This is a genomic window from Paenibacillus sp. J31R34, assembly GCF_059383715.1.
The window spans coordinates 1-22,901 of the sequence record NZ_JBXENU010000018.1 but is presented as its reverse complement, the minus strand read 5'-3'; the positions used below and the strand labels follow the sequence as shown (position 1 = coordinate 22,901).

Annotated in this window: 25 protein-coding genes and 1 rRNA gene; 1 reads left to right on the top strand and 25 read right to left on the bottom strand. The window is 49.7% G+C overall.

Annotation, left to right across the window (positions count from 1 at the left end; translation table 11 throughout):
* Nucleotides 1-8 precede the first annotated feature (8 nt).
* The 15 genes from rplA to AC50YG_RS30170 form a co-directional block, all read right to left on the bottom strand.
* A complete protein-coding gene (gene rplA / locus AC50YG_RS30240) occupies nucleotides 9-701 on the bottom strand; it encodes a 50S ribosomal protein L1 (RefSeq protein WP_341279792.1) in 693 nt (230 codons plus the stop codon).
* 137 nt (nucleotides 702-838) lie between these two features.
* On the bottom strand, nucleotides 839-1,264 hold the full coding sequence (rplK, locus tag AC50YG_RS30235) for a 50S ribosomal protein L11 (protein ID WP_046234210.1): 426 nt from the start codon (nucleotides 1,262-1,264) through the stop codon (nucleotides 839-841).
* Between the two features lie 101 nt (nucleotides 1,265-1,365).
* Entirely contained in the window at nucleotides 1,366-1,899 is a 534-nt protein-coding gene (gene nusG / locus AC50YG_RS30230; protein WP_046234209.1) for a transcription termination/antitermination protein NusG, read from the bottom strand.
* A gap of 23 nt (nucleotides 1,900-1,922) precedes the next feature.
* Nucleotides 1,923-2,132 carry a preprotein translocase subunit SecE gene (secE, locus tag AC50YG_RS30225; RefSeq protein ID WP_046234208.1) on the bottom strand — a complete coding sequence of 70 codons (210 nt, stop codon included), beginning with the start codon at nucleotides 2,130-2,132 and terminating at the stop codon, nucleotides 1,923-1,925.
* 18 nt (nucleotides 2,133-2,150) lie between these two features.
* A complete protein-coding gene (gene rpmG / locus AC50YG_RS30220; RefSeq protein WP_015847242.1) occupies nucleotides 2,151-2,300 on the bottom strand; it encodes a 50S ribosomal protein L33 in 150 nt (49 codons plus the stop codon).
* A 327-nt stretch (nucleotides 2,301-2,627) separates the two neighbouring features.
* Nucleotides 2,628-3,278: an RNA polymerase sporulation sigma factor SigH gene (gene sigH, locus AC50YG_RS30215; protein ID WP_338553300.1), complete on the bottom strand. Its 651-nt coding sequence runs from the start codon at nucleotides 3,276-3,278 to the stop codon at nucleotides 2,628-2,630.
* A gap of 190 nt (nucleotides 3,279-3,468) precedes the next feature.
* The gene (locus AC50YG_RS30210) at nucleotides 3,469-3,993 is read right to left on the bottom strand and encodes an NYN domain-containing protein (protein ID WP_473755034.1); all 525 of its coding nucleotides are present in this window, start codon (nucleotides 3,991-3,993) and stop codon (nucleotides 3,469-3,471) included.
* Nucleotides 3,994-3,995: 2 nt separating this feature from the next.
* On the bottom strand, nucleotides 3,996-4,751 hold the full coding sequence (rlmB, locus tag AC50YG_RS30205) for a 23S rRNA (guanosine(2251)-2'-O)-methyltransferase RlmB (RefSeq protein WP_056035755.1): 756 nt from the start codon (nucleotides 4,749-4,751) through the stop codon (nucleotides 3,996-3,998).
* Complete coding sequence (locus AC50YG_RS30200; RefSeq protein ID WP_341279796.1) at nucleotides 4,751-5,257, bottom strand: Mini-ribonuclease 3; 507 nt, start codon at nucleotides 5,255-5,257, stop codon at nucleotides 4,751-4,753. Before AC50YG_RS30200 ends, rlmB begins: the two co-directional genes overlap by 1 nt.
* Nucleotides 5,254-6,669, bottom strand: a complete 1,416-nt coding sequence (gene cysS / locus AC50YG_RS30195; protein WP_473755032.1) for a cysteine--tRNA ligase — start codon at nucleotides 6,667-6,669, stop codon at nucleotides 5,254-5,256. The genes AC50YG_RS30200 and cysS overlap by 4 nt, the downstream gene beginning before the upstream one ends.
* Complete coding sequence (gene cysE / locus AC50YG_RS30190) at nucleotides 6,666-7,328, bottom strand: serine O-acetyltransferase (protein WP_341279798.1); 663 nt, start codon at nucleotides 7,326-7,328, stop codon at nucleotides 6,666-6,668. Before cysE ends, cysS begins: the two co-directional genes overlap by 4 nt.
* 654 nt (nucleotides 7,329-7,982) lie before the next feature.
* Nucleotides 7,983-9,449, bottom strand: a complete 1,467-nt coding sequence (gene gltX, locus AC50YG_RS30185) for a glutamate--tRNA ligase (protein ID WP_494832416.1) — start codon at nucleotides 9,447-9,449, stop codon at nucleotides 7,983-7,985.
* A gap of 666 nt (nucleotides 9,450-10,115) precedes the next feature.
* Complete coding sequence (gene ispF, locus AC50YG_RS30180) at nucleotides 10,116-10,598, bottom strand: 2-C-methyl-D-erythritol 2,4-cyclodiphosphate synthase (protein ID WP_341279800.1); 483 nt, start codon at nucleotides 10,596-10,598, stop codon at nucleotides 10,116-10,118.
* A gap of 2 nt (nucleotides 10,599-10,600) precedes the next feature.
* Nucleotides 10,601-11,305, bottom strand: coding sequence for a 2-C-methyl-D-erythritol 4-phosphate cytidylyltransferase (gene ispD, locus AC50YG_RS30175; protein ID WP_494832413.1), 705 nt, complete (start codon nucleotides 11,303-11,305; stop codon nucleotides 10,601-10,603).
* A 56-nt stretch (nucleotides 11,306-11,361) separates the two neighbouring features.
* The gene (locus AC50YG_RS30170) at nucleotides 11,362-12,459 is read right to left on the bottom strand and encodes a PIN/TRAM domain-containing protein (RefSeq protein ID WP_494832411.1); all 1,098 of its coding nucleotides are present in this window, start codon (nucleotides 12,457-12,459) and stop codon (nucleotides 11,362-11,364) included.
* Between the two features lie 149 nt (nucleotides 12,460-12,608).
* Between AC50YG_RS30170 and AC50YG_RS30165 the strand changes: the two genes are divergently transcribed.
* Entirely contained in the window at nucleotides 12,609-13,004 is a 396-nt protein-coding gene (locus AC50YG_RS30165) for a DUF1573 domain-containing protein (RefSeq protein ID WP_338553311.1), read from the top strand.
* 192 nt (nucleotides 13,005-13,196) lie between these two features.
* Here AC50YG_RS30165 and pssA read toward each other — a convergent pair whose 3' ends face one another.
* From pssA to rrf, 10 genes are all read right to left on the bottom strand, one after another.
* Nucleotides 13,197-13,943 (bottom strand): CDP-diacylglycerol--serine O-phosphatidyltransferase, encoded by a 747-nt coding sequence (pssA, locus tag AC50YG_RS30160; protein ID WP_341279804.1) that lies wholly within the window; start codon nucleotides 13,941-13,943, stop codon nucleotides 13,197-13,199.
* An 87-nt stretch (nucleotides 13,944-14,030) separates the two neighbouring features.
* Nucleotides 14,031-15,107 (bottom strand): DNA integrity scanning diadenylate cyclase DisA, encoded by a 1,077-nt coding sequence (disA, locus tag AC50YG_RS30155; RefSeq protein WP_473755050.1) that lies wholly within the window; start codon nucleotides 15,105-15,107, stop codon nucleotides 14,031-14,033.
* Nucleotides 15,108-15,117: 10 nt separating this feature from the next.
* Nucleotides 15,118-16,485 carry a DNA repair protein RadA gene (gene radA, locus AC50YG_RS30150; RefSeq protein WP_341279805.1) on the bottom strand — a complete coding sequence of 456 codons (1,368 nt, stop codon included), beginning with the start codon at nucleotides 16,483-16,485 and terminating at the stop codon, nucleotides 15,118-15,120.
* Between the two features lie 156 nt (nucleotides 16,486-16,641).
* A complete protein-coding gene (locus AC50YG_RS30145; RefSeq protein ID WP_341279806.1) occupies nucleotides 16,642-16,992 on the bottom strand; it encodes an antibiotic biosynthesis monooxygenase in 351 nt (116 codons plus the stop codon).
* A 16-nt stretch (nucleotides 16,993-17,008) separates the two neighbouring features.
* Nucleotides 17,009-17,434: an ankyrin repeat domain-containing protein gene (locus tag AC50YG_RS30140; protein ID WP_494832408.1), complete on the bottom strand. Its 426-nt coding sequence runs from the start codon at nucleotides 17,432-17,434 to the stop codon at nucleotides 17,009-17,011.
* A gap of 279 nt (nucleotides 17,435-17,713) precedes the next feature.
* Complete coding sequence (gene clpC, locus AC50YG_RS30135; protein ID WP_473755027.1) at nucleotides 17,714-20,185, bottom strand: ATP-dependent protease ATP-binding subunit ClpC; 2,472 nt, start codon at nucleotides 20,183-20,185, stop codon at nucleotides 17,714-17,716.
* A gap of 2 nt (nucleotides 20,186-20,187) precedes the next feature.
* Nucleotides 20,188-21,267: a protein-arginine kinase McsB gene (mcsB, locus tag AC50YG_RS30130; protein ID WP_473755026.1), complete on the bottom strand. Its 1,080-nt coding sequence runs from the start codon at nucleotides 21,265-21,267 to the stop codon at nucleotides 20,188-20,190.
* 24 nt (nucleotides 21,268-21,291) lie between these two features.
* Nucleotides 21,292-21,816: a protein-arginine kinase activator protein McsA gene (gene mcsA, locus AC50YG_RS30125; RefSeq protein ID WP_046234191.1), complete on the bottom strand. Its 525-nt coding sequence runs from the start codon at nucleotides 21,814-21,816 to the stop codon at nucleotides 21,292-21,294.
* A gap of 40 nt (nucleotides 21,817-21,856) precedes the next feature.
* The gene (locus AC50YG_RS30120; RefSeq protein WP_341279810.1) at nucleotides 21,857-22,318 is read right to left on the bottom strand and encodes a CtsR family transcriptional regulator; all 462 of its coding nucleotides are present in this window, start codon (nucleotides 22,316-22,318) and stop codon (nucleotides 21,857-21,859) included.
* 489 nt (nucleotides 22,319-22,807) lie between these two features.
* A 5S ribosomal RNA gene (gene rrf, locus AC50YG_RS30115) occupies nucleotides 22,808-22,901 on the bottom strand; the annotation flags it as partial.

The following is a 22,901-nucleotide window of genomic DNA, read 5'->3' as shown; positions in this document are numbered from 1 at the left end:
CCTTGCTATTAGCGGTAGCTAGCAGCGGAGACGCGAGCGCCAGGGCCCATTGTCGAGGAAACGGCGATGTTTTTCAAGTATACACCTTTAGCTGCAGCTGGTTTAGCACGAACCAAAGCTTCTACAAGAGCGCGAAGGTTAGCATCAAGCTTCTCAGCATCAAAGGATACTTTACCGATTGGAGCGTGGATTTGACCAGCTTTATCCAGACGGTATTCAATTTTACCGGCTTTAATCTCTTGCACGGCTTTAGAAACGTCAAACGTTACTGTGCCGGCTTTAGGGTTAGGCATGAGGCCCTTACCACCGAGAATACGACCAAGTTTACCAACTTCAGCCATCATATCCGGCGTTGCTACGCAAACGTCGAAATCGAACCAGCCTTGTTGGATTTTGTTAATCATGTCTGCATCGCCGACAAAATCAGCGCCAGCAGCTTCCGCTTCCTTCGCTTTATCGCCTTTTGCGAATACGAGGACGCGTTTAGTTTTACCAGTACCGTGCGGAAGTACAACGACGCCGCGCACTGCTTGGTCTTGTTTACGTGGGTCTACACCCAGACGTACAGCAACTTCAACGGATTCGTCAAATTTAGCTGTTGCTGCTTTTTTCACAAGCTCAATCGCTTCTAACGACTCGTAAGTCGCTTCGCTATCGATCAGCTTGGAAGCTTCTACATACTTCTTGCCATGTTTAGCCATTGTAAATATCCTCCTCAAGTGGTTATAGCGGAAAATCCTCCTAGGGAAAATCCTCCCACAGTGAAGCCTAAGCTTCACAGTCGGGCATCCTTGTAACAGTCAGCCCTTCGTTTGTTATCCTAACGGATCAAACGCAATTAGTCAACGATTGTAACGCCCATGCTGCGTGCAGTGCCTTCGATCATAAGCATTGCTGCTTCAACGGAAGCTGCATTCAAGTCGGGCATTTTTTGTTCCGCGATTTCACGGACCTTAGCGCGATTAACGGTAGCTACTTTCTTCTTGTTCGGCTCGCCTGATCCTTTTTCGATACCTGCTGCTACGCGGAGCAATACTGCTGCCGGTGGAGTTTTAGTTTCGAAAGTGAATGAACGATCCTCAAATACGGAAATAACAACCGGAATAATCAAACCTGCTTGATCTGCTGTACGAGCGTTAAACTCTTTACAGAACGCCATAATGTTAACGCCTGCTTGACCGAGCGCCGGACCGATAGGTGGAGCTGGATTCGCTTTACCTGCAGGAACTTGCAGTTTGACCATCTTGATGACTTTCTTAGCCATGACTATACACCTCCTTACCCTGGTAATCCACAACATACAACTAACGAGTTTGGTGTTTCTGCATGACCCCAGAAAACTGGTGTACTACAGAAATACCGGAACTAGATCTTCTCCACTTGAGTATAATCCAACTCAACTGGCGTTTCTCTGCCAAACATGTTGACATGAACCTTGAGCTTCGCTTTGTCCAGCAAAATCTCTTCTACTGTACCAACGAAATCCGCGAACGGACCTTCCTTGACCCGTACAGTTTCCTTCAGATCGAATTCGATCTTCGGCTTCGGTTCCTCCATACCCATATGCTTCAAAATCTGTTCGACTTCGTCTGGCATAAGAGCGATCGGTTTCGAGCCTGATCCTGTCGATCCTACGAATCCTGTAACACCCGGCGTATTGCGAACAACATACCAAGAATCGTCAGTTTGAACCATTTCTACGAGAACGTAGCCTGGATAAACTTTACGCTGAACGGTTTTTTTCTTGCCGTCCTTCTCGACCACTTCTTCTTCCATTGGAACAAGTACGCGGAAGATTTTGTCTTCCATGCCCATTGATTCCAAACGGCGCTCCAAATTGGCTTTTACTTTGTTCTCATAACCGGCGTAAGTGTGTACGACATACCATCTTTTTTCCATTTCAATTCACCTTTGGACCCTTCTTAAACAATCAGTTCAACTAGAGACGAGATCCCGATGTCAAGAAGCCAAAAGTAAATCGTCACAGCCGTAATCGTCAAAACGACAACGATTGAATAGCTTGTCAACTCTTTACGGTTTGGCCAACGAACCTTCTTCAGTTCTGCCCAGCTGTCAGCAAAGAAACCAAACGTTGTTCCGAAGCTTTGCTTCACTTTAGCCAAAAATGCCACGGTCACACCTCCATTTGACTATCTCGTCTCGCGATGAGGAGTCTGCTCGTTACAAAACTTGCAAAACTTCTTCAACTCGATGCGGTCGGGGTGATTGCGTTTGTTCTTGCTGCTCGCATAGTTTCTCTGTTTGCAGTTTGTGCATGCCAACGTGATAATAACCCGCATTGAATTACACCTCCCGAACTGCTACTAAATACCTGTTCACCCTGAAACATGCAGTACTTCAAGATGAAATGAAGGCCAACACGAAAAAAAACCTCATATTTAGGCCTACCCGAACACTTTATCACACGACATACTGGATGTCAATGTAAAAGATAGAATGCGAGCTTGTATAAAAGCTGGAAGCAAGGCGGCATCGGGTCCGCCCTGTTTCTACAAGTATAGGCAGCATTTTCCGATTTAAAACGGAAATGAGCCATCCTCTTCTACAATTACAGAGAAAAGGACAGCTTCTGCATTCTCACTTAAGCTATAAGTATGATGACACTGTTACCCGCTTATGTCCCGGACTTCCAAATAACGTTCGAGCTTCCGCTTCACGCGCTGTAGTGCATTATCAATAGACTTCACATGACGATCCAGATCAACTGCTATTTCCTGATAGGACCTTCCATCCAAATAAAGCATGAGCACCTTGCGTTCTAGATCACTCAAAATCTCGGACATCTTGTCTTCCAGACCGTTAAACTCTTCCTGGTTAATGATCAACTCTTCCGGGTCTGATACCCGGGTCCCGCATATGACATCAAGCAAAGTACGATCGGAATCTTCATCGTAAATCGGCTTATCGAGCGAGACATAGGAATTGAGCGGGATATGCTTCTGCCTGGTGGCCGTCTTAATCGCCGTTATAATCTGCCGCGTAATGCACAGCTCTGCAAATGCTTTAAAGCTTGCGAGCTTGTCCCCTTTAAAGTCGCGAATAGACTTATACAGTCCGATCATGCCTTCCTGCACAATATCTTCCCGGTCCGCACCGATAAGAAAATAAGAGCGTGCTTTAGCTCGAACGAAATTCTTATATTTGTTAATCAAATATTCGAGCGCCAGACTGTCGCCATTGCGAACCGCTTCTACGATTTCCTCGTCCGTACTGCAGTCATATTCGAGCGTACTCCATTCTTTGAGGTCGATGCTCACAAACTATCCCTCCGGCCTGCAAGGCGTACGCCGCTAGATTCATAGCCAGCAAATATAGAGCCAGTATACATTATGTAACCTGACAACGTCAACCGATTTAGACCCCGAATCGATAACAAAACCGATTCTGGGTGTCGAATTATTTACATATACATCCAAATAATAATTTGGCGCCGCCTTCGTGCAGCCGTCATTTCTTGCCTCGCCTAAGCCTTTCCAGCTGCGTGCGAATTTCAAGACTGAGACTATTGTCCACCGTATTGCGGCGGCTCTTCGTTTCTTCCATCAGCGTAAGCTCAATTTGCTTGCGGTTCTGCTCAATTTCAATTAACAGCTCGCGGGCCGAGAGGCGAAGCGCTCCATGAGCGAAAGCGACATGCTGTTCGACGAGATCAGAAGTAGCGACATACAAATGCCGTCTTTTTTTATACAGCTCAACAACCATGCGCTCAATGCATTCATCTGCTGTTTCCTTCTCCTTCGTATACACAATTGTCAGCTTGTGATGCTTGAAGGTCGCTCCCAGCCCAGGCACCTGATGCGCATCGAAAATGATATAGACCGCCATGCCGGTAAAGCCCTGATAATCCGCGAGCATATCAAGCAGTTTATCTCTTGCCTCCTCGAGATCGATGGCTTTCAGCTTTTCCAGCACGGGCCAGGCCCCAATCATGTTGTAGCCATCCACCAGCAAAATATCGTCACGCCGTTTCATGTCTAAACGCTCCGGCGCTGTCTGACCACTTCGTACATGAACACGCCCGCAGCAACGGAGGCATTCAGCGAATTAAGCTGGCCCTGCATCGGAAGCTTCACCAGAAAATCGCATTTTTCTTTGATGAGACGGCCAATGCCTTTGCCTTCATTGCCGATGACGACAGCGAGCGGCATGTCGAATTTCATCGAATAAATTTCCTGCTTGGCGCTGACATCCGTACCCGCTATCCATATGCCTTCTTCCTTCAGCCGATCGATCGTTTGTGCCAAATTCGTCACGCGTGCAACAGGCACATATTCCGCTGCTCCCGCCGACGTTTTGGAGACGGTTGCTGTCAGTCCAACCGCACGGCGCTTCGGAATAATAACGCCATGAACGCCGGTGCATTCTGCTGTCCGCAGAATGGAACCCAAATTATGAGGGTCCTCAATTTCATCCAGCAGCAAAATAAAAGGCGTCTCGTTGCGGCTGCGCGCTGCTTCTAATATCTCTTCAATCTCGGCGTAGCGAAAAGCAGCCGCCTGCGCGATAACGCCTTGATGCTGAACGCCCTCGGCCATGCCATCGAGCTTCCTTTTATCGACAAATTGTACGATAATTCCACTTTTTTTCGCCTCAGCCGTAATCGGCTGCGTCATGCTCTTCTGGGCGCCTTCGGCGATCCAAATTTTATTAATTTCACGCCCGGATCGAAGCGCCTCCAGTACGGGATGCTTGCCAGCAATAATTTCATCTTGCGGGGTAGTCTCAGTCATTATTCGCCCTCCTTTGTTTTCTTGGCTGCGAGGGAAGGAGCGGCTGGCTGTGCCTGCCGTTCCTCCCCCTCTTCTCTTGCTGCAATCGCACAGGCGAATAACTCATGCAAGCGCTGAATGCGACCTTCATAATATAAATACCCAACGAGACATTCAAGCGCGGTAGCTTGACGGTAATCGGCGGGATCAGCATTTTTAGGTGGCGCGCCAGATTTCGTATTGCGTCCGCGCCGCACCACATCTGCCTCTTCCTCCGTCAGCAGCGGCTGCCAATGCTCCAGCAAAATCCGCCGCTGCGCTTTTGCAGAGACGATGCCCGTCGCTTCCCGGTGCAGGTGATGCGGCTTATGATTCGGCAGCGACACCAAATATTGGCGTACCAGCAGCTCGAACACACTGTCACCAACGTAGGCGAGCACAACGGGATTCAGCAGGTTTGTTTTTTTCGAAGGCGTGTAAAACAATAAGTCGCTTGCTAACGCCTCGCTGTTATGCGGCTCACTCATAGGCGGCGCCAACGGATGCCTTGCGGCGTATCCTCAAGAGCGATGCCTTTCTCTGTCAGCAAATCGCGAATTTCGTCCGCTCTAGCCCAATTTTTCGACTGGCGCGCTTCTGTTCTATCGACAATCAGCTGTTCAATTTCCTCATCTAGCAGATCCGCTTCGGCGGACTGTGGCGGGATTAGACCAAGCACCTCGTCCATTTGCTCCAGCACATCCAGAAAAGCCTGCACGCCCTCGGTGCTCACATCTGCGCGATTCAAGTATTGATTCGCTTCGCCAACCAGATCAAAGACCGCGGTAATCGCATCCGGCGTATTAAAGTCATCATCCATTTTCGCCTCAAACACGCTCATAATTTCCGCCAAGCGGGCATCAAGCTCGAACGCCGCAGCTCCCGTCTGCTCCTCGCTCTCCAGCACTTGCAGGCGATGACGCAAGTTGGACACGCTGTTTGCGATACGCTCCACACTGTTTACCGCTTGCTTCAGCGCTTCTTCGTTGAAGTTAAGCGGACTGCGATAATGTCCGGACAAAATAAAATAACGAATCGCTTGCGGCTTCACCTGCTTCACCAGTTCGTGTACCGAAATACCATTGCCTAGGGATTTGGAAATTTTCACATTATCAATGTTAATATAGCCGTTATGCATCCAATAATTCGCGAGCGGCTTGCCGGTCAATGCTTCCGACTGTGCAACCTCGCACTCATGATGCGGGAACTGCAGGTCATGTCCGCCGCCATGAATATCGAGTGTGTCCCCGAGATACTTGCGCGCCATTGCCGAGCATTCGATATGCCAGCCCGGACGGCCCGGTCCCCACGGCGTATCCCAGAAAATTTCACCCGGCTTTGCACCTTTCCACAGCACAAAATCCTGCGGATTCTCCTTGCGGTCACCTACTTCAATCCGGATGCCGAATTGCAGCTCCTCCAGATTTTGGTGCGACAGCTTACCGTATTCCTCGAACTTCGCGGTACGGAAGTAAATATCGCCTTCACTCTCATAGGCAATGTCTTTGTTAAGCAGGCCTTGAATAAAATCGACGATTTCCGTAATATGCTCGGTTACGCGCGGGCTCAGCGTTGCCTTATGCACGGCAAGCGCTTCGAGATCCGCATTGAATGCCGCGATAAATGTCTCCGCCACTTCTGGAACTGTAGATCCCAGCTCCTCCGCTTTACGGATCAGCTTATCATCCACGTCCGTAAAGTTGACGACATAGTTCACCTCATAGCCTGTGCTCTCCAAATACCGACGAACGACATCGAAGAAAACAACCGGCCTTGCATTTCCAACGTGAATATAATCGTATACCGTCGGCCCGCATACGTACATTTTAACTTTACCCGGCTCCTGCGATTCAAAAGCTTCCTTCTTACGGGTCAACGTATTATATAGATGTAACGTCATTTTCGATATTCCCCTCCAGTTACAGGCTCCCTGAGCTCTTTCAACTCTGTTTTCAAACGATCAATTTCATTTTGCATATCCCGCAGCATTTCAATGACTGGGTCAGGCAGCTGGTTGTGCTCCAGTCTGTCCTTCACCCGCTCACCGTTCCGTTTCACCACTCTGCCGGGGTTGCCAACGACGGTACAATTATCCGGCACCTCACGCAGCACAACCGCATTCGAGCCTACATTTGAATTATCGCCAATTTTGAACGATCCCAGCACCTTCGAGCCCGAGCCAATGACAACATTATTGCCGATGGTCGGATGGCGCTTGCCCTTCTCCTTGCCTGTACCGCCAAGCGTAACCCCCTGATAAATGACGACATCATTGCCAATCTCGCATGTTTCTCCGATGACAATGCCCATGCCGTGGTCAATAAACAGCCGCTCGCCGATAGTGGCCCCTGGGTGAATTTCGATGCCCGTCATAAAACGACTGAATTGGGATATGATACGCGCAACCGTAAACCATTTGTTACGAAAAAAATAGTGCGCCGCCCGATGCGCCCAAATCGCATGCAGGCCGGAATAAGTGAAGACGACCTCAAAACGGCTTCTGGCGGCCGGATCATTTTCAAATACCGCTTCAATATCTGAACGAATATGGCGAAACATCAGCTTATCTCCTCTCAAGCCAGCAGGCCGCTGCCCCTCTTAGTCCTGCCTTGCTGGCTGCCGAATGTCCATATAAAAAAGCCCCCACAGCATTTGCATGCTGCAGAGGCGTGTGTTCAATCGCGGTCCCACTCTGCTTGAACAGCCTGAACACCTATCTGCGCCGCTCGCAGCAAGCTTTGGCATGTCTGCCTTCGCCCGCTTCAACCTGTGGCTGCCAGATAGCTCAGTTGCTATCCATCTCAAAGCCTTTAACGCAGGCCTACGTTGCCGCCTACCCCACAAGCGCCTCACCTGCTGCCCTCGAACGAAGCCTCCTTCGATTCAAAAACACAGCTGCTGGGCCTTATGGCTCGGAACAAAGCTCCCAGGTGCAATTTTCCGCCCGCCGAATTAGACAACTTGCAGCTACATTGTCCAATAGCCGCGGGTAACCCGGCCTGGATGCAATGACGGTTGTCCTCTCTGCAAATCCAGCAAAACGTACTTTTCCTGTTCATAGCTTGTTAACTGTAAACTTCCTAATAGTAGCCCTAGTATACCCAATCCACCCTTATGTGACAAGAGGCATTGTGTACGGGCGTAACCATATGGTGAAAAAGAGTACGCCCAGCGCGAATACTCGCGCCAAGGCATGCTCCCCGTACAGCCAGCCTAGCGGCCCAATCGCTCGTTCAGCCTCGCGATGACTTTGGCTTGGCCAAGCAGCACGATGGATTGATTCAAGTCCGGGCCATGTGTCTGGCCGGTCAAAGCGGCGCGGATTGGCATAAACAGCTGTTTGCCTTTGAAGCCGGTATCCTTTTGCACCGTTTTAATGGAAGCCTTCACGCTGCCTTCATCAAATGCCTCTGCTGGCGTTGCTTCAACTTGTGCGAGGAAGGCAGCAAGCACGATCGGCACCTGCTCTTCTGCAAGAACCGTCGTCGCTTCTTCTTCATCCTGGGCAGCCTCTTGGAAGAACAGCTCCGTATGCGGCACGATTTCCGCTGCATAACGCAGCTTGTCCTGATACAAAGCAACGAGATTGCTCACCCATGCGCGGCCAGCTTCATCCAGTTGCTCAGACACGCGGCCAGCCTTAACCAAATGCGGCAGACACATCTCGACGACACGCGCCAGATCTGTTTTTTTCAAATATTCATTGTTCATCCAGCTCAGCTTTTGCGTATCGAATACGGCAGGGCTTTTGCTGAGACGCTCAGCATTGAATACTTCAACCAATTGCTCACGCGTAAAGATCTCTTGCTCGCCTTCCGGCGACCAGCCGAGCAGCGTAATAAAATTGAACATCGCCTCTGGCAAATAGCCTAGCGAATCGTATTGCTCAATAAACTGGATGATCGACTCATCGCGCTTGCTTAGCTTTTTGCGGTTTTCGTTAACGATCAGCGTCATATGGCCAAAGCGAGGCGGTTCCCAGCCAAATGCTTCATAAATCATCAATTGACGCGGCGTATTGGAAATATGGTCCTCGCCCCGCAGGACGTGGCTAATTTTCATTAGGTGGTCATCCAACGCAACCGCAAAGTTGTAGGTCGGGATGCCATCTTTTTTCACAATAACAAAATCGCCCGTCTCCGCCGTATCAAAGCTGATTTCGCCTTTTACGACGTCATCAAATTTATAGGTGCGGCCTTCCGGCACGCGGAAACGTATGCTTGGCACGCGGCCTTCCGCCTCGAATGCTGTGCGCTGCTCATCCGTCAGATTGCGGTGCAGTCCGGAATAACGCGGTGTTTCGCCCCGGGACGTCTGCTCCTCGCGCTCACGCTCCAGCTCCTCCTCGGTGCAGTAGCAGCGGTAAGCGAGGCCGCGATCCAGCAGGTCCTGCCAATACTTTTCATAAATATCAAGACGCTCCGTCTGACGGTATGGACCGTAGTCGCCGCCAACGTCGATGCTTTCATCCCAGTCAATGCCGAGCCATTTCAAATAAGTGAGCTGGCTTTCTTCTCCGCCGGCAATATTGCGCTTCACATCCGTATCTTCGATGCGGATAATAAACTTTCCACCCAAATTGCGGGCATACAAATAATTGAATAAGGCCGTTCTTGCATTGCCAATATGCAGATGCCCCGTCGGCGACGGTGCATAACGCACGCGAATTTCTTGTGTCATTGTTTTCTTGCCCCTCCCTAGTCGCAGTCGCTTGCAGCCTTGCGCCTTTGTACAGCCTGATTCATAAAGAAGTAAGGTGAAAAAGAGTCTGCGCTGCGCGAAAAGAGCCTGCTTCCGATCGCCATTACCCTTAAGTTTCTTCCAATTTAAGCGGCTCAGCCGTTGAAACTTAAGGGTAAAAGCGAACACTGCCGTTTCTCCAGCAACCCCTTTTCTCTCCACTACGACTTTTTCACCATACTTCTTACATCAGTGCAGTAAATCAGCTATTGCTAAGCTTTCTTTCAAAAAAAACCAGCTGCGTTTCTTAAATATAAACTTCGCCTCACCTTAAACAAATTACTTTTACTGTATCTTTAGCTTCGTACTTTGGATAAATACTTTAGATAAATCATCAGCGAAAGCAATATTGTCTTCCTCTCCCAGCCCCAAGCTGGAGGAGAGAGAACTTCGAATGAATAGCGGACAGCAGGAGCGGAGTGGGCAGAATGATTCTGGAGAAGCGAAGCGCTCGCTTTTGCCCCTGAATTTATACGGCTAGGCAGTCTAATTCAATTAAATTCAGGGGCAATGGCGATCGTAAGAACATTCTGCCCGCGCAGCGGCTACAGCGAAGCCCCACTTTCATTCCGTTCCACCCATCCCAGCGCCAAAAAATTATTGCGATTATATCACATCTTTAATCAAGCAAACAACGGATTGCGCCGCGATTCCTTCGCCGCGCCCAGTGAAGCCGAGCTGCTCCGTCGTCGTTGCCTTCACATTCACCTGGGACACATCCGCCTCCAAGGCTTCTGCGATAATTTCCGCCATCTGCGGAATATAAGGCAGCATCTTGGGACGCTGCGCAATAATCGTCGAGTCAATGTTGCCAAGCTTATAGCCGCGCTCCTTGACGAGTCCCCATATATGTACAAGCAGCTTCAAGCTATCGGCATCCTTGAACTCAGGGTCCGTATCGGGAAAATGCTTCCCAATATCGCCAAGCGCCAATGCGCCCAAAATCGCATCGCTAATCGCATGCAGCAGCACGTCAGCATCGGAATGCCCCAGCAGCCCTTTTTCATATGGAATAGTTACACCGCCGATAATGCACGGCCTGCCTTCTACCAATTGATGAACGTCAAAGCCTTGTCCTACACGAATCATAGTCAGCCTTCCCCTCTCTCCCGCTTCGCGAGCAAAAACTCCGCCCATGGCAAATCCTCAGGCGTCGTAATTTTTATATTTGTATAATCGCCTTCCGCTACGGCAACCGGTACACCCATTCGCTCGACAACCATCGCGTCGTCCGTCCCCAGAAACCCCTCTTCTTGGGCCTGCTCATGCGCATGCACAAGCAGTTCACGACGAAAAGCCTGCGGCGTTTGAATCGCCCACAAGCTTCGGCGGTCAGGCGTCGAAACGATCAAGCCGTTATCGCCCACCTGTTTAATCGTATCCTTCACAGGCACGGCCAGCACGGCTGCACCCACACGCTCCGCCACGGAGCAGCAGGTGCCGACCGCAGCTGCCGTCACAAGCGGCCGCACGCCATCATGCACCATGACCCACTCTATACCAGGCGAAAGCGCCTGAATGCCGCTGTACACCGAATGCTGCCTTTCGCTGCCTCCTGCGACAACCGCCTTCACCTTGGCGATGCCATAGCGGCTGACCAGCTCTTCTACTCGCCCCACATCATCAGCGCCGACAACGACGATTATTTCTGCAAGGTTATCGAGCGAAGCGAACAGCTCAAGCGTATGTACAACAATCGGCTTGCCCTGCATTTCCAGGTACTGCTTGCTTTCTTTTGTCCCCATTCGCGAACCGCGTCCGGCCGCGACGACGACAACTCCCCATTTTGCCCCCATGTCGTATTCCCCTCAAATCTCTGTGAAGGTATTGTATCCCCTCTATCATACCTTTTTTACTGTGCTTTTTCCAACAGCTTCGGCTTGGCGAAAATCATCCGTCCCGCAGACGTTTGCAGCACGCTCGTTACAAGCACTTCCATCGTCGTGCCGATGTATTCGCGTCCACCCTCCACAACGATCATCGTGCCATCATCGAGATAAGCGACACCTTGTCCATGCTCCTTGCCGTCTTTAATGACCTGCACAATAATTTCTTCACCTGGCAAAACTACGGGCTTCACGGCATTCGCCAAATCATTAATGTTCAAGACGGACACACCTTGCAGCTCGCACACCTTGTTCAGGTTAAAATCATTCGTCACCACTTTGCCATGCAGTGCCTTAGCCAGCTTCACCAGCTTGCTGTCCACCTCGCTGATTTCCTCAAAATCTCCTTCATAGATAAGCACACGCACATCAAGCTCTTTCTGGATTTTGTTCAAAATATCCAGCCCCCGGCGGCCGCGGTTGCGCTTGAGCAAGTCCGAAGAATCGGCAATATGCTGCAGCTCCTCCAGCACAAATTCGGGAATGACCAGCGTTCCCTCGATAAAGCCGGTTTTGCAAATATCGGCGATCCGCCCATCAATAATAACGCTCGTATCCAAAATCTTATGCTCCTCGAAGCCGCTCGTCTCATCAATAGCGGGAGCCGCTTTGCGCTGGTTCCACAACTCAATGAGCTTTTCTGTCAGCTCATCCCGCTTGTTCCAGGAAATTCGCACGCCCAGATAGCCAAAGAACAGTGCCATAATGGCCGGCAGCATAACACCCATGCCTCCTATGTCCGACACCGCCGGATACAGCAGCACCGATAGCAGCAGCCCTACGAACAATCCCGCTGCACCAGCAAGCAAATCCTTGACCGGCATGGCCGAAGTCTGCTCCGCCCCACGCTGCATTAAACGAATGAGCGGATTTGCTGCCAAGGTCGCGAGAATGACCCCGCACAATGCGCCGATTCCGACATTCATGTAATAAGTGCCGGAATGCTCAAGCATCCCAATAGATGGCTCAGCCCATAATCCCGATAAACTGGTCATGCTGTGAAGCTCGCGTCCTGCCATTGCACCTAACATTATTCCAATTAATTGAATGATACGTCTTACCATATTCATCCACCTCCATTACAATTATGTTCCAATTGGGAACACTCTAACCGTCAAAGGTGAATGATTTTTCATTTTGAAATGCGGACCAAGTAAGCTTATAATGGAAACAAGATCAGAAGTTGCTAAAGTTGATGAAAGAGGTGTAACCGATGAGCGCACCAACATTGGATCAATTTCAACAGCAAGTATCCGAGTTACTGCTAAGGCATCGGAGCCTGCTAGATGTAATGTCAAAGTTTGGGCAGGCTGGAACGTCCGTCAATCGTGCGGTAACGAAAGCCGTGACCGACTGCGGCTGCATTGAGCTTGCGGCCCGCAAGCAGCACTATTCCGATGAACCGAACCTGAAGAGCGCGAAAGAAACATTGCAAAGCCACCTTTCTGGTGAGCTATGCGAGCACTGCCGCGATGTGCTTAAGGCCGATCTCGGACGCAACCTGTTCTACATGACCGCGATGTGCAATCTGCTGGATATCCAGTTGGATGAAGTCATCGCTGATGAGTATGACAAATGCTCAACGCTTGGCCTATTTAATTTAACGTAAAGCGAATGCCTGCAAAGCCATTGCTACCTCCACATAATGATGCAAGATGCCAAGCGTAAACGGCTGTCGCCGTCCTTTGGCGACACAGCCCATTTCAACAACAAAACAAGCTGTAAACCACGCTTACATGGTTTACAGCTTGTTTGTTGTTTCCTGTGTATTGATGAAAAATGCTTCTGCGCTAGCTGCACGCTAGGCAATCGTCTCCGATTGCACCTGCTCCTCGCTTAGCTCCGCATGCTTGTTTTTACGTCTGCGCGGTTTTATGCGCCGATCAACGTTTTTTTTTAAGCCCCACAGCGCGTATAGCAGAAGAGGGATGAAAATCAGCTTCGACAAATATTGATTGAACCAAATACCGATAACGAGCGAAAACACGACGATAATCGGCACGACCCAAATCGCGCTCTTCGGAATGCCAAACTTCTTAAAATTCGGGTAACGAACCGTGCTCACCATAAGAATGGAAAGAGCAAGCGTGCTGATTAACAGCACAATAACCGAAATATCATTTTTGAATAGAGCCAGCGTTGCCAAAACACCACCAGCTGCTGGAATCGGCAGCCCGATGAAATAACCGCTTGGCGTCTTCGTTACAACATTAAATCTAGCCAGCCGCAAAGCCCCGCAAATCGGGAATAACGCGGTAATTATCCAAGCCACTGCTGTATTTAAATCCTGAAAAGCGACTACATACATAATGAACGCTGGAGCTACTCCGAAGGAAATAACATCGGATAACGAATCGAGCTCCTTGCCAAATTCGCTCTGTGCATTAAGCGCACGTGCCACTCTGCCATCTACGCCATCAAGCAGCATTGCGATAATAACCATCATCGCTGCAATTTCAGGTTTCTCATTAAACACCATAATAATGGCGATTACGCCAAGAAACAAATTCCCCACCGTGAAAAGGCTCGGTATTGACTTTATAATCATCTGTTCCACCTCTTCTCTACTATGCCCTAAGACCAAACACAAATGTATGATGATCGGGCCGTTCACATTCCATCAATTGTATGGGATTTAGATTTGCCTGTCAATGAACATTTGATCCTGGATCCGTTTCAAACCTTCCTTGATTGCCCTCGCCCGGACTTCTCCAATTCCGTCAACATCATCCAGTTCACCGATTGTCGCCATCATAATATGCGGCAGTCTTGCGAAGCGCTCGACCAGATTATTCATAATAATGAGCGGCAAGCGCGGGATTTTGTTCAACAGACGATAGCCCCGCGGTGAAATGGATTCTTCCGCCATAGACGCGGTATGCGGATAGCCTAGAAGGCGGATAAATGGCGAAGCATCGAGCAGCTCATCCGAGCTCAGTTTTTTCATCGCCACCCGGATTTCCCGAATTTTCTCATCTGAATTGTCTTTCGCATAATCCTTCAGCAAGTACCAAGCATCCTCATCCACACCATCGACCAGTTCTTCCAGCTGCATGGCAATGAGGCGTCCTTCCGTTCCCAGCTCGGTCACATAACGCTTAATTTCCATTTTAACGCGCAGCACCATTTCTACACGCTGCACGACATGAGCAACCTCCTGCAGAGTGACCAACTCTTCGAACTCAAGTACGGACAAATTTTTAAACGATTGGCCCAGCACCGCCTTATATTTCTCCAGCGTCTGAATCGCCTGATTCGCTTTGGTCAAAATGTTGCCCATTTCCTTGAGCGCATACCGCAAATTGCCTTGATACAGCGTAATAATATTTCGGCGCTGCGAAATGGATACGACAAGCTTACCCGTCTGCTTGCCTACCCGCTCCGCAGTACGGTGGCGGATTCCCGTCTCAATCGACGGAATGGAGCTATTCGGAATAAGCTGCGTGTTCGCATACAAAATCCGCCGCATATCCTCGCTCAAAATAATCGCACCATCCATCTTCGCAAGCTCATACAAATAGTTGGGCGAGAAGTCGCAATTGATGGAAAAACCTCCATCTACAACTTCCATCACCTCAGGACTATATCCGACAACGATTAATGCCCCCGTCTTCGCCCGCAGCACGTTCTCTAAGCCGTCACGGAACGGGGTACCGGGCGCGACTAGCTGCAAAAGCTGGTTCATCGTTTCTAGCTGGCTCTGTTCCTTCATCATCTTCCCCCTATCCTAGTGCTGCCGAGAGCGCTTCCGCTACGGTGTTTACACCAATGATCTCAATAGATGCCGGCGGCTTCCAGCCCTTCAAGCTTCTCTCCGGCATAATAACGCGTTTGAAGCCCAGCTTCTCGGCTTCCTTTACCCGCTGCTCAGCACGCGAAACAGCACGCACCTCGCCTGTCAGACCAACTTCTCCGAACACAACGTCGTAAGGTCTCGTTGGCGCATCCCGAAAGCTGGAAGCGAGACATACCGCTGCTGCTAAATCAACGGCTGGCTCATCCAGCTTAATGCCGCCTGCTACATTCAAATAAGCATCCTGCGTCTGAAGAAACATGCCGTTTCGCTTCTCAAGCACAGCAATGATCAACGCCATGCGATGATGGTCAAGCCCAGCCGTCATGCGCCTCGGTGATGGGAAATTCGTCGTCGCCACCAGCGCCTGCAATTCCACCAATACAGGACGGGTTCCCTCCATGCTCGCAACAACAATAGAACCTGCTACGCCAAGCGGACGCTCAGATAAAAACAACTCAGAAGGATTCAGCACCTCACGCAAGCCTTCCTCGCCCATCTCGAAAATTCCAATCTCATTCGTTGACCCGAACCGGTTTTTCACCGCGCGCAGCAGCCTGTAGGTGTGATGACGCTCACCTTCAAAATACAGCACGCAATCGACCATATGCTCCAGCATCCGCGGCCCGGCAATGGCGCCTTCCTTCGTCACATGCCCGACCAGCACCGTTGCAATCCCTTTGATTTTGGCTACTCGCATGAAATGCGCTGTGCATTCCCGAACCTGGGATACGCTGCCCGGCGCTGATTGAACACCCGGATCATAAACCGTCTGGATAGAGTCAATAACAAGAAAATCGGGGTCCACCGATTCAATCGCCTCGTTAATATGATCCATGTTCGTTTCGCAAAGCACATACAAGGATTCCGTCAGCGCACCAAGCCGATCCGCTCTTAGCCTCGTTTGCCGCACCGATTCCTCACCCGAAATATAGAGAACCTTCAATCCCTTCGTTGCCAGTGCATGCGAGGTTTGCAGCAGCAGCGTGGATTTTCCGATACCGGGGTCGCCCCCTACCAGCAAAAGGGAGCCCGGCACAACGCCTCCGCCAAGTACGCGGTTGAGCTCCTTCAAGCTCGTTTCAATGCGCGGTTCCTTCCCGCTCTCTATATGTATGATCGATTGTGGCTTTTCTTTCGTTTGCGCAACACGCAAACCGACTCCCTGCGTCTTGACAACGGTTTCCTTCTCTTCAATCATGGAATTCCATGACTGGCACCCTGGGCATTTGCCCATCCACTTTGGCGACTCTGTTCCACATTCATTGCATACGAATTTCGTTTTTATTTTTGCCATGTCCGGCTCCTTTTACTAAAAAACACTATCATTAAAAGTTTACCATTTAATGTGGATTGTATAAACCCCTACTTCCTTATACGCAAGAAAGTTCCCTGTCATCCTTATGAGGAAGAAGGGAACTTTCTGAAAAAGACAACCTATATACGCTATCCTTTAAGCTTGAATAGCCGCTTGCCGCGCCACAATAACGCGATGGGTTGAAAGCTGAGAACCGAGCATAATGACTTCATTTTGCTGGCTGTGGCAGCCTTCGCCTGCCTTCTTTTGACGATGTGCATGGGCCTGACGGAAGGAGTCGCTGTTGACCCAGCCTTCAAACGACGCTTTATTTTCCCATGTAGTGCCCACTCTCAGCTCATCATAGTCCACCAAGTTTTCCATAAGCAGCACTTCCATCCGGATAAAGCCGGGAGAAAGCTCAATTCCCTTCGTATGCTGGAATCGCTCGGCTACGGCTTCCCCGTGCCCTTTTTTAACTTTAATGGTGTTCGTGACCACGATCATGATGTTACTCCTCCTATCAAGCCTGAAGGCTTTCCAAATAAGCATAAACGCTGCGCGACTCCTCGCCACCCATCTTGGCATGAACGATGAGCGGAATACCATGCGAGCCAATGGCATCTTTCGCCGAGGGGTCGTCACTTAAAATCGCATGAACCACTTCCAGCTTTCCTAACATCGCCGCAGCAAACAAATCAAGTCTTGCTCCACGCTCCAGCAAATACAGTGCAATATCCCTGCGCCCGACATGAGCGGCTGCGCCTAGCGCATTTTCCCAATCACCATCGCCCCAGTCACAGGCAGCGTGCAGCAGCTCCGGCTCTTCATTCAGCATTTGCTTTACCTTGTCAAAATCCATATGCGCTGCTCTAACGAACTGCTTAATATATTCATTTGATAAATATGACGCCTCTTCAGCCGTTATTCTGGCCGCATGCAAACCCATACCCTATTACCGCCTTCCGTCATCTATTCCGTTCTTTGTCTTTTTATATGAAAGAGTTTATCGTTAAAGTATCGCCTACTCTTTATAAGATACACGATAATGATTCTCATTGTCAAATAAAAAAGAATAGAATCCATCTGCCGAGCACATAAAAAAGCTTCCAGAATCCGTCATGTTCACGGGTTCTGGAAGCTTTCTTTTGTTGTGCCAAGCTGCATAAATCTAGCTCATCGGTTGTGCTGATAAGCTGTGATCAGTTGTGCAGCATCCTCACTTTTTTTATGATTTAGCTGCCGGCTCTTCGGATGCCTTCTCCAAATCAAGAGGCTCCGCTTTTGTAACCGTCAAAGCGCCATCTTTCTCATCAATCGTGAATCGGTCACCTTTTTGAATGCTGCCCATGAGCAGCTCCTCGGACAACCGGTCCTCGATATGCTTCTGAATCGCACGACGCAGTGGACGCGCACCATATTGCGGATCAAAGCCTTCCTTCGCCAAAAATGCTTTCGCTGCGTCGGTCAGCAAGAAGTCAACATCTTGCTCACGCAGGCGTTTGCGCAGATCGTCGGACATCAAAGTCACGATTTCGGCGATATGCTCCTGCTCCAGCGAATGGAACACGATTGTTTCGTCAATCCGATTCAGGAACTCAGGGCGGAAGCTCTTTTTAAGCTCAGCCATTACTTTATCCTTCATTTGGATGAAGTCACGACCAGCGTCGTGAACCGCAGTGAAGCCCAGCGAAGAATTCCGTTTAATTTGATCCGCGCCCACGTTCGACGTCATAATGATCAGCGTATTGCGGAAATCGACTACACGGCCTTTAGAATCAGTCAGACGACCATCTTCCAGCACCTGCAGCAAAATGTTGAATACTTCTGGGTGAGCTTTCTCAATCTCATCGAGCAATACAACCGAATAAGGCTTACGGCGTACTTTCTCGGTCAATTGACCGCCTTCCTCATAACCAACATATCCCGGAGGCGCCCCAACGAGACGGGAAGTCGAATGCTTCTCCATATATTCCGACATATCGATGCGGATAATCGCATTTTCATCGCCGAACATCGCTTCTGCAAGCGCACGAGCAAGCTCGGTTTTACCTACACCCGTTGGACCGAGGAAAATGAATGAACCCATCGGACGCTTTGGATCCTTCAGGCCAGCACGAGCACGGCGCATCGCGCGCGATACAGCTTTGACTGCTTCTTCCTGGCCGATGACACGACCGTGAAGAATGGATTCCATTTTCAGCAGACGCTCGGTTTCTTCCTCTGCCAGCTTGCTTACCGGAATGCCGGTCCAACTCGCTACTACCTGTGCAATATCCTCAGGTGTCACTTCGGAATCCGTACGTCCTTGTTTTTCTTTCCATTGGTTTTTCGTAATATCCAGCTCTTCGCGCATCTTCTGCTCGGTATCGCGAAGCGCAGCCGCTTTCTCAAACTCCTGACTTTGAACAGCGGAGTCTTTCTCCTTGCGGATATCCTCCAGACGGTTTTCCAACTGCTTAAGGTTTGGCGGAATCGTATACGAGTTGAGGCGAACTTTCGAGCCCGCTTCATCAATCAGGTCGATCGCCTTATCCGGCAGGAAACGATCCGTAATGTAGCGGTCGGACAGCTTAACCGCTTGAACAATTGCTTCATCGGTAATTTTCACCCGGTGATGGGCTTCATAACGATCGCGCAGGCCGTACAAAATTTGTACCGCTTCTTCTGGCGAAGGCTGATCAACCGTAATCGGTTGGAAACGGCGCTCCAGCGCAGCATCCTTCTCGATGTATTTGCGGTATTCATCCAGCGTAGTCGCGCCGATACATTGCAGCTCGCCACGTGCTAGCGCCGGCTTCAAAATATTCGAAGCATCAATCGCGCCTTCAGCTCCTCCTGCACCAATCAGCGTATGAAGCTCATCGATGAACAGGATGATATTGCCGGCTTGGCGGATTTCATCCATAATTTTTTTCAGACGATCCTCAAACTCGCCGCGATACTTCGTACCAGCTACGACAGAGCCCATATCAAGTGTCATTACGCGTTTGTCGCGCAGCGTTTCCGGAATTTCGTTTGCAATAATTTTTTGTGCCAGTCCTTCGGCAATCGCCGTTTTACCAACGCCGGGTTCCCCGATGAGAACAGGATTGTTTTTCGTCCGGCGGCTAAGCACTTGAATAACGCGCTCGATTTCCTTACTGCGGCCAATAACCGGATCGAGATTGCCTTCTTTAGCAAAGGAGGTCAAATCGCGGGCAAGTCCGTCCAGCGTTGGCGTGCTCACATTAGAAGGAGCGCCATGGTTGCTGGAGATTGCTTCGCTGCTGCCAAGCAATTGCAGCACTTGCTGGCGTGCTTTATTCAGGCTGATGCCGAGATTGTTCAGCACGCGGGCTGCAACACCTTCGCCTTCACGAATGAGTCCGAGCAAAATATGCTCCGTGCCCACATACGTATGGCCGAGCTTTCTCGCTTCATCCATAGAGAGCTCAATGACCTTTTTCGCACGTGGCGTATAGGCAATGTTAGTAGGCTGCTCCTGCCCTCTTCCGATCAAAGCCTCAACCTCATCCTGGATTTTCTCTAGGCCCAGGCCAAGTCCAATCAGCGCTTTCGCGGCGATGCCTTCTCCTTCACGAATCAGTCCAAGTAAAATATGCTCTGTACCAATATTGTTATGTCCAAGACGAACCGCTTCCTCCTGCGCCAATGCAAGCACCTTCTGTGCCCGTTCCGTGAATCTTCCGAACATCATCGTTACGCACCCCCATGTTCCATTTGACTTCGCAACTGCTTGCGAATAAGTTCTGCCCGGCGATAATCCCGCTGCTCCGCATTCATCGTTTCCTTAAATACTTGCTGCAAGAAGCCAGGCTGCGTCATAATCATTAATTCATTCATGACTTGAGGCGTTATATTATCCAGCAATCCCAGATCAACGCCCAACCTTACATCTGAAAGCCGCTGTGCCGCTTCCTTTGTATCCATAATAGCCGCATAGGATAAAATCCCATAGGACCGCTTTACTCTATCTTCAATGCGCAGCTTAGACTCAGCAAGAAGCCGTATTCGAGCTGCTTTCTCATGCTCAATAATTTGTCTGGCTACGCTGTACAAGTTGTCAATAATTTCGGACTCTGATTGACCGAGTGTAATTTGGTTCGAGATTTGAAACACATTGCCAAGCGCTTCACTGCCCTCGCCATACAATCCGCGAACCGCGAGTCCTACCTGCGTGACTGCCTGCAAAATCCGATTGATTTGCGATGATAGCACGAGAGCCGGCAAATGTACCATAATGGATACGCGAATGCCTGTTCCAACGTTGGTCGGGCAAGTCGTTAAATAACCGCGTTTCTCATCAAAAGCATATTCGGTCTCCGCTTCAAAAATATCATCGATCCGATTCGCCAGCGTCCAAGCTTCCTGAATTTGAAAACCCGGATATAGGCATTGAATTCGCAGATGGTCTTCTTCATTAATCATAATGCTCACCGATTCATTATCGCTGAGGATGAAGGCTCCGCCTCGAGATTCATTAGCCAGATTAGGGCTAATCAAATGCTTTTCGACTAATACACGCTTCTCCAGCTCCGTAAGATCGGCTAACACGATGGTATCAAACTGGCCGATAGGCTCGAGCTTTCCAGATGCCCCTATAGCAGCCAGCTGCTCCATAACCTCAAGCGACTGCTCCTTCGTAGCGAGCAACGGAAACGGGTGATGGTTCAAATTTCTGGCAATGCGTATACGGCTGCTGATCACGATATCTGACTCTGGACCATCCCCTTTCATCCAATCGCTTAACGCTTGCTCTGAAAAACGACGACTCTCCAAGAGGTATCCTCCTTACTTCACGACTTACAGCTCTGCTATTTTACGCTCAAGCTCACGAATACGATCCCTGATTTGAGCCGCACTTTCAAATTCTTCTTGCTCAATACGATCATACAACTCGCGTCTGAGCTGATCAAGTTCTCGTTTATTTTGCAATTGCCCTCCGGAGCGTTTCGGAATTTTCCCCGTATGCACCGTACTACCATGTACCCTTTTAAGCAGCGGATCTAACTTATCTGAAAAATGTTTGTAGCAGGCGCTGCAGCCAAAGCGTCCGATCTTGCTGAACTGCGCATAAGTAAATCCGCATTCGTCACAGCGTATGACTGGGCAAGGCTTCGTCCCTGCTGAACCCGATGTTCCAGATGGATCAAAATCAAGCAGACCCGACAGCAAGCTGTGGATAGAGAAGCCATTCGCCGTTCCCGGAATACCTTCTCCCCGTTCACGCGCACAAGCTTCACAAATGTGAAACTCCGTCTTCTCTCCACCGACAATCTTCGTAAAATGAAGCGTTGCCGGCTTCTTGCCGCATTCCTGACAAATCAAGACGTATCACCCCTTTCCATGCGCGATAAGCACGGTAAAGTTACTTAACCAGAAGCGATATAAGCATCGCTCTCAGCAAACGGGCCCTTAGCTCATCACGCAGCGGCAGCTTGACGGCAATGGTTTCCCGATCAATTGCTGCACGCAGCAGCTGCGCCTCGCGTTTCGTGACCATCAGCGCTTCTTCAAGCTGATAAATCAGCCCTTCCGCGACGCTCTGCTCCACGCAATCTCCAATCGTCTGCCGAATATGAAACTGAATCGTCTGCAAAGCTGGCAGCTCTACCCGTTGAATCCGGACATAACCTCCGCCTCCACGCTTCGATTCGACCATGTAACCCTTCTCCAGCGTAAAACGCGTACTAATCACGTAATTAATCTGGGAAGGGACGCACGAAAATTTCTCAGCCAGCTCATTGCGCTGTATTTCCACCGAGCTTTCCGTACTTTCCTGCAGCATATTTTTTAAATACTGTTCAATGAGATCGGAAATGTTTCGCATATCACCAACCTCCCTGGTACTGCATGGAGCACAAGCTTACGCTTATTCATATGCAGCTCCAACTGACTTTGACTTTCTTTGACTTTAACTTTATTATACGCAAAATTTAAGAAAGGTCAAGAGATGGAATCTTAATTTTCTGACTATTCATCCACAAGCTATTATGCACAAGGCTACTACCTAGCATGATGCGAAAAAGCACTAATTATACCCGACTAGCCTAGATCAGTCCTATTTATAAACAGGCTGTGCATAAAAAGTGAACGAATGTGCATAACTCGTGTTTACATTATGTTCATATAACGCCGATCAAACTTACCCACATGTGAACAACCGCGCTAACACGGACTTATACACGCCACAAAAAAATACTATGCACCTCATCCACGGCTGTAGATAAGTTGTGCACAGCATTTTCACTATATGATTGTCTAACTCTTTTACAAGACAACAAAAAACCTGCCGCAATGATTGCGACAGGCTTCTCGTGCTTGGCGACGTCCTACTCTCCCAGGACCCTGCGGTCCAAGTACCATCGGCGCTGGAGGGCTTAACGGTCGTGTTCGGGATGGGAACGCGTGGT

Coding starts and splice junctions, on each gene's coding strand:
- AC50YG_RS30170 (WP_494832411.1), bottom strand. CDS start 12,459: ATGGTAAGACGTATCATTCAATTAATTGGAATAATGTTAGGTGCAATG.
- AC50YG_RS30200 (WP_341279796.1), bottom strand. CDS start 5,257: ATGAGTGAGCCGCATAACAGCGAGGCGTTAGCAAGCGACTTATTGTTT.
- nusG (WP_046234209.1), bottom strand. CDS start 1,899: ATGGAAAAAAGATGGTATGTCGTACACACTTACGCCGGTTATGAGAAC.
- rplK (WP_046234210.1), bottom strand. CDS start 1,264: ATGGCTAAGAAAGTCATCAAGATGGTCAAACTGCAAGTTCCTGCAGGT.
- rpmG (WP_015847242.1), bottom strand. CDS start 2,300: ATGCGGGTTATTATCACGTTGGCATGCACAAACTGCAAACAGAGAAAC.
- rlmB (WP_056035755.1), bottom strand. CDS start 4,751: ATGACTGAGACTACCCCGCAAGATGAAATTATTGCTGGCAAGCATCCC.
- gltX (WP_494832416.1), bottom strand. CDS start 9,449: ATGACACAAGAAATTCGCGTGCGTTATGCACCGTCGCCGACGGGGCAT.
- pssA (WP_341279804.1), bottom strand. CDS start 13,943: ATGATTATAAAGTCAATACCGAGCCTTTTCACGGTGGGGAATTTGTTT.
- rplA (WP_341279792.1), bottom strand. CDS start 701: ATGGCTAAACATGGCAAGAAGTATGTAGAAGCTTCCAAGCTGATCGAT.
- AC50YG_RS30145 (WP_341279806.1), bottom strand. CDS start 16,992: ATGATCGTGGTCACGAACACCATTAAAGTTAAAAAAGGGCACGGGGAA.
- cysS (WP_473755032.1), bottom strand. CDS start 6,669: ATGACGTTACATCTATATAATACGTTGACCCGTAAGAAGGAAGCTTTT.
- ispD (WP_494832413.1), bottom strand. CDS start 11,305: ATGGGGGCAAAATGGGGAGTTGTCGTCGTCGCGGCCGGACGCGGTTCG.
- ispF (WP_341279800.1), bottom strand. CDS start 10,598: ATGATTCGTGTAGGACAAGGCTTTGACGTTCATCAATTGGTAGAAGGC.
- AC50YG_RS30165 (WP_338553311.1), top strand. CDS start 12,609: ATGAGCGCACCAACATTGGATCAATTTCAACAGCAAGTATCCGAGTTA.
- clpC (WP_473755027.1), bottom strand. CDS start 20,185: ATGATGTTCGGAAGATTCACGGAACGGGCACAGAAGGTGCTTGCATTG.
- AC50YG_RS30140 (WP_494832408.1), bottom strand. CDS start 17,434: ATGGGTTTGCATGCGGCCAGAATAACGGCTGAAGAGGCGTCATATTTA.
- disA (WP_473755050.1), bottom strand. CDS start 15,107: ATGAAGGAACAGAGCCAGCTAGAAACGATGAACCAGCTTTTGCAGCTA.
- AC50YG_RS30210 (WP_473755034.1), bottom strand. CDS start 3,993: ATGAAACGGCGTGACGATATTTTGCTGGTGGATGGCTACAACATGATT.
- AC50YG_RS30120 (WP_341279810.1), bottom strand. CDS start 22,318: ATGCGAAACATTTCCGATCTCATTGAACAGTATTTAAAAAATATGCTG.
- cysE (WP_341279798.1), bottom strand. CDS start 7,328: ATGTTTCGCCATATTCGTTCAGATATTGAAGCGGTATTTGAAAATGAT.
- radA (WP_341279805.1), bottom strand. CDS start 16,485: ATGGCAAAAATAAAAACGAAATTCGTATGCAATGAATGTGGAACAGAG.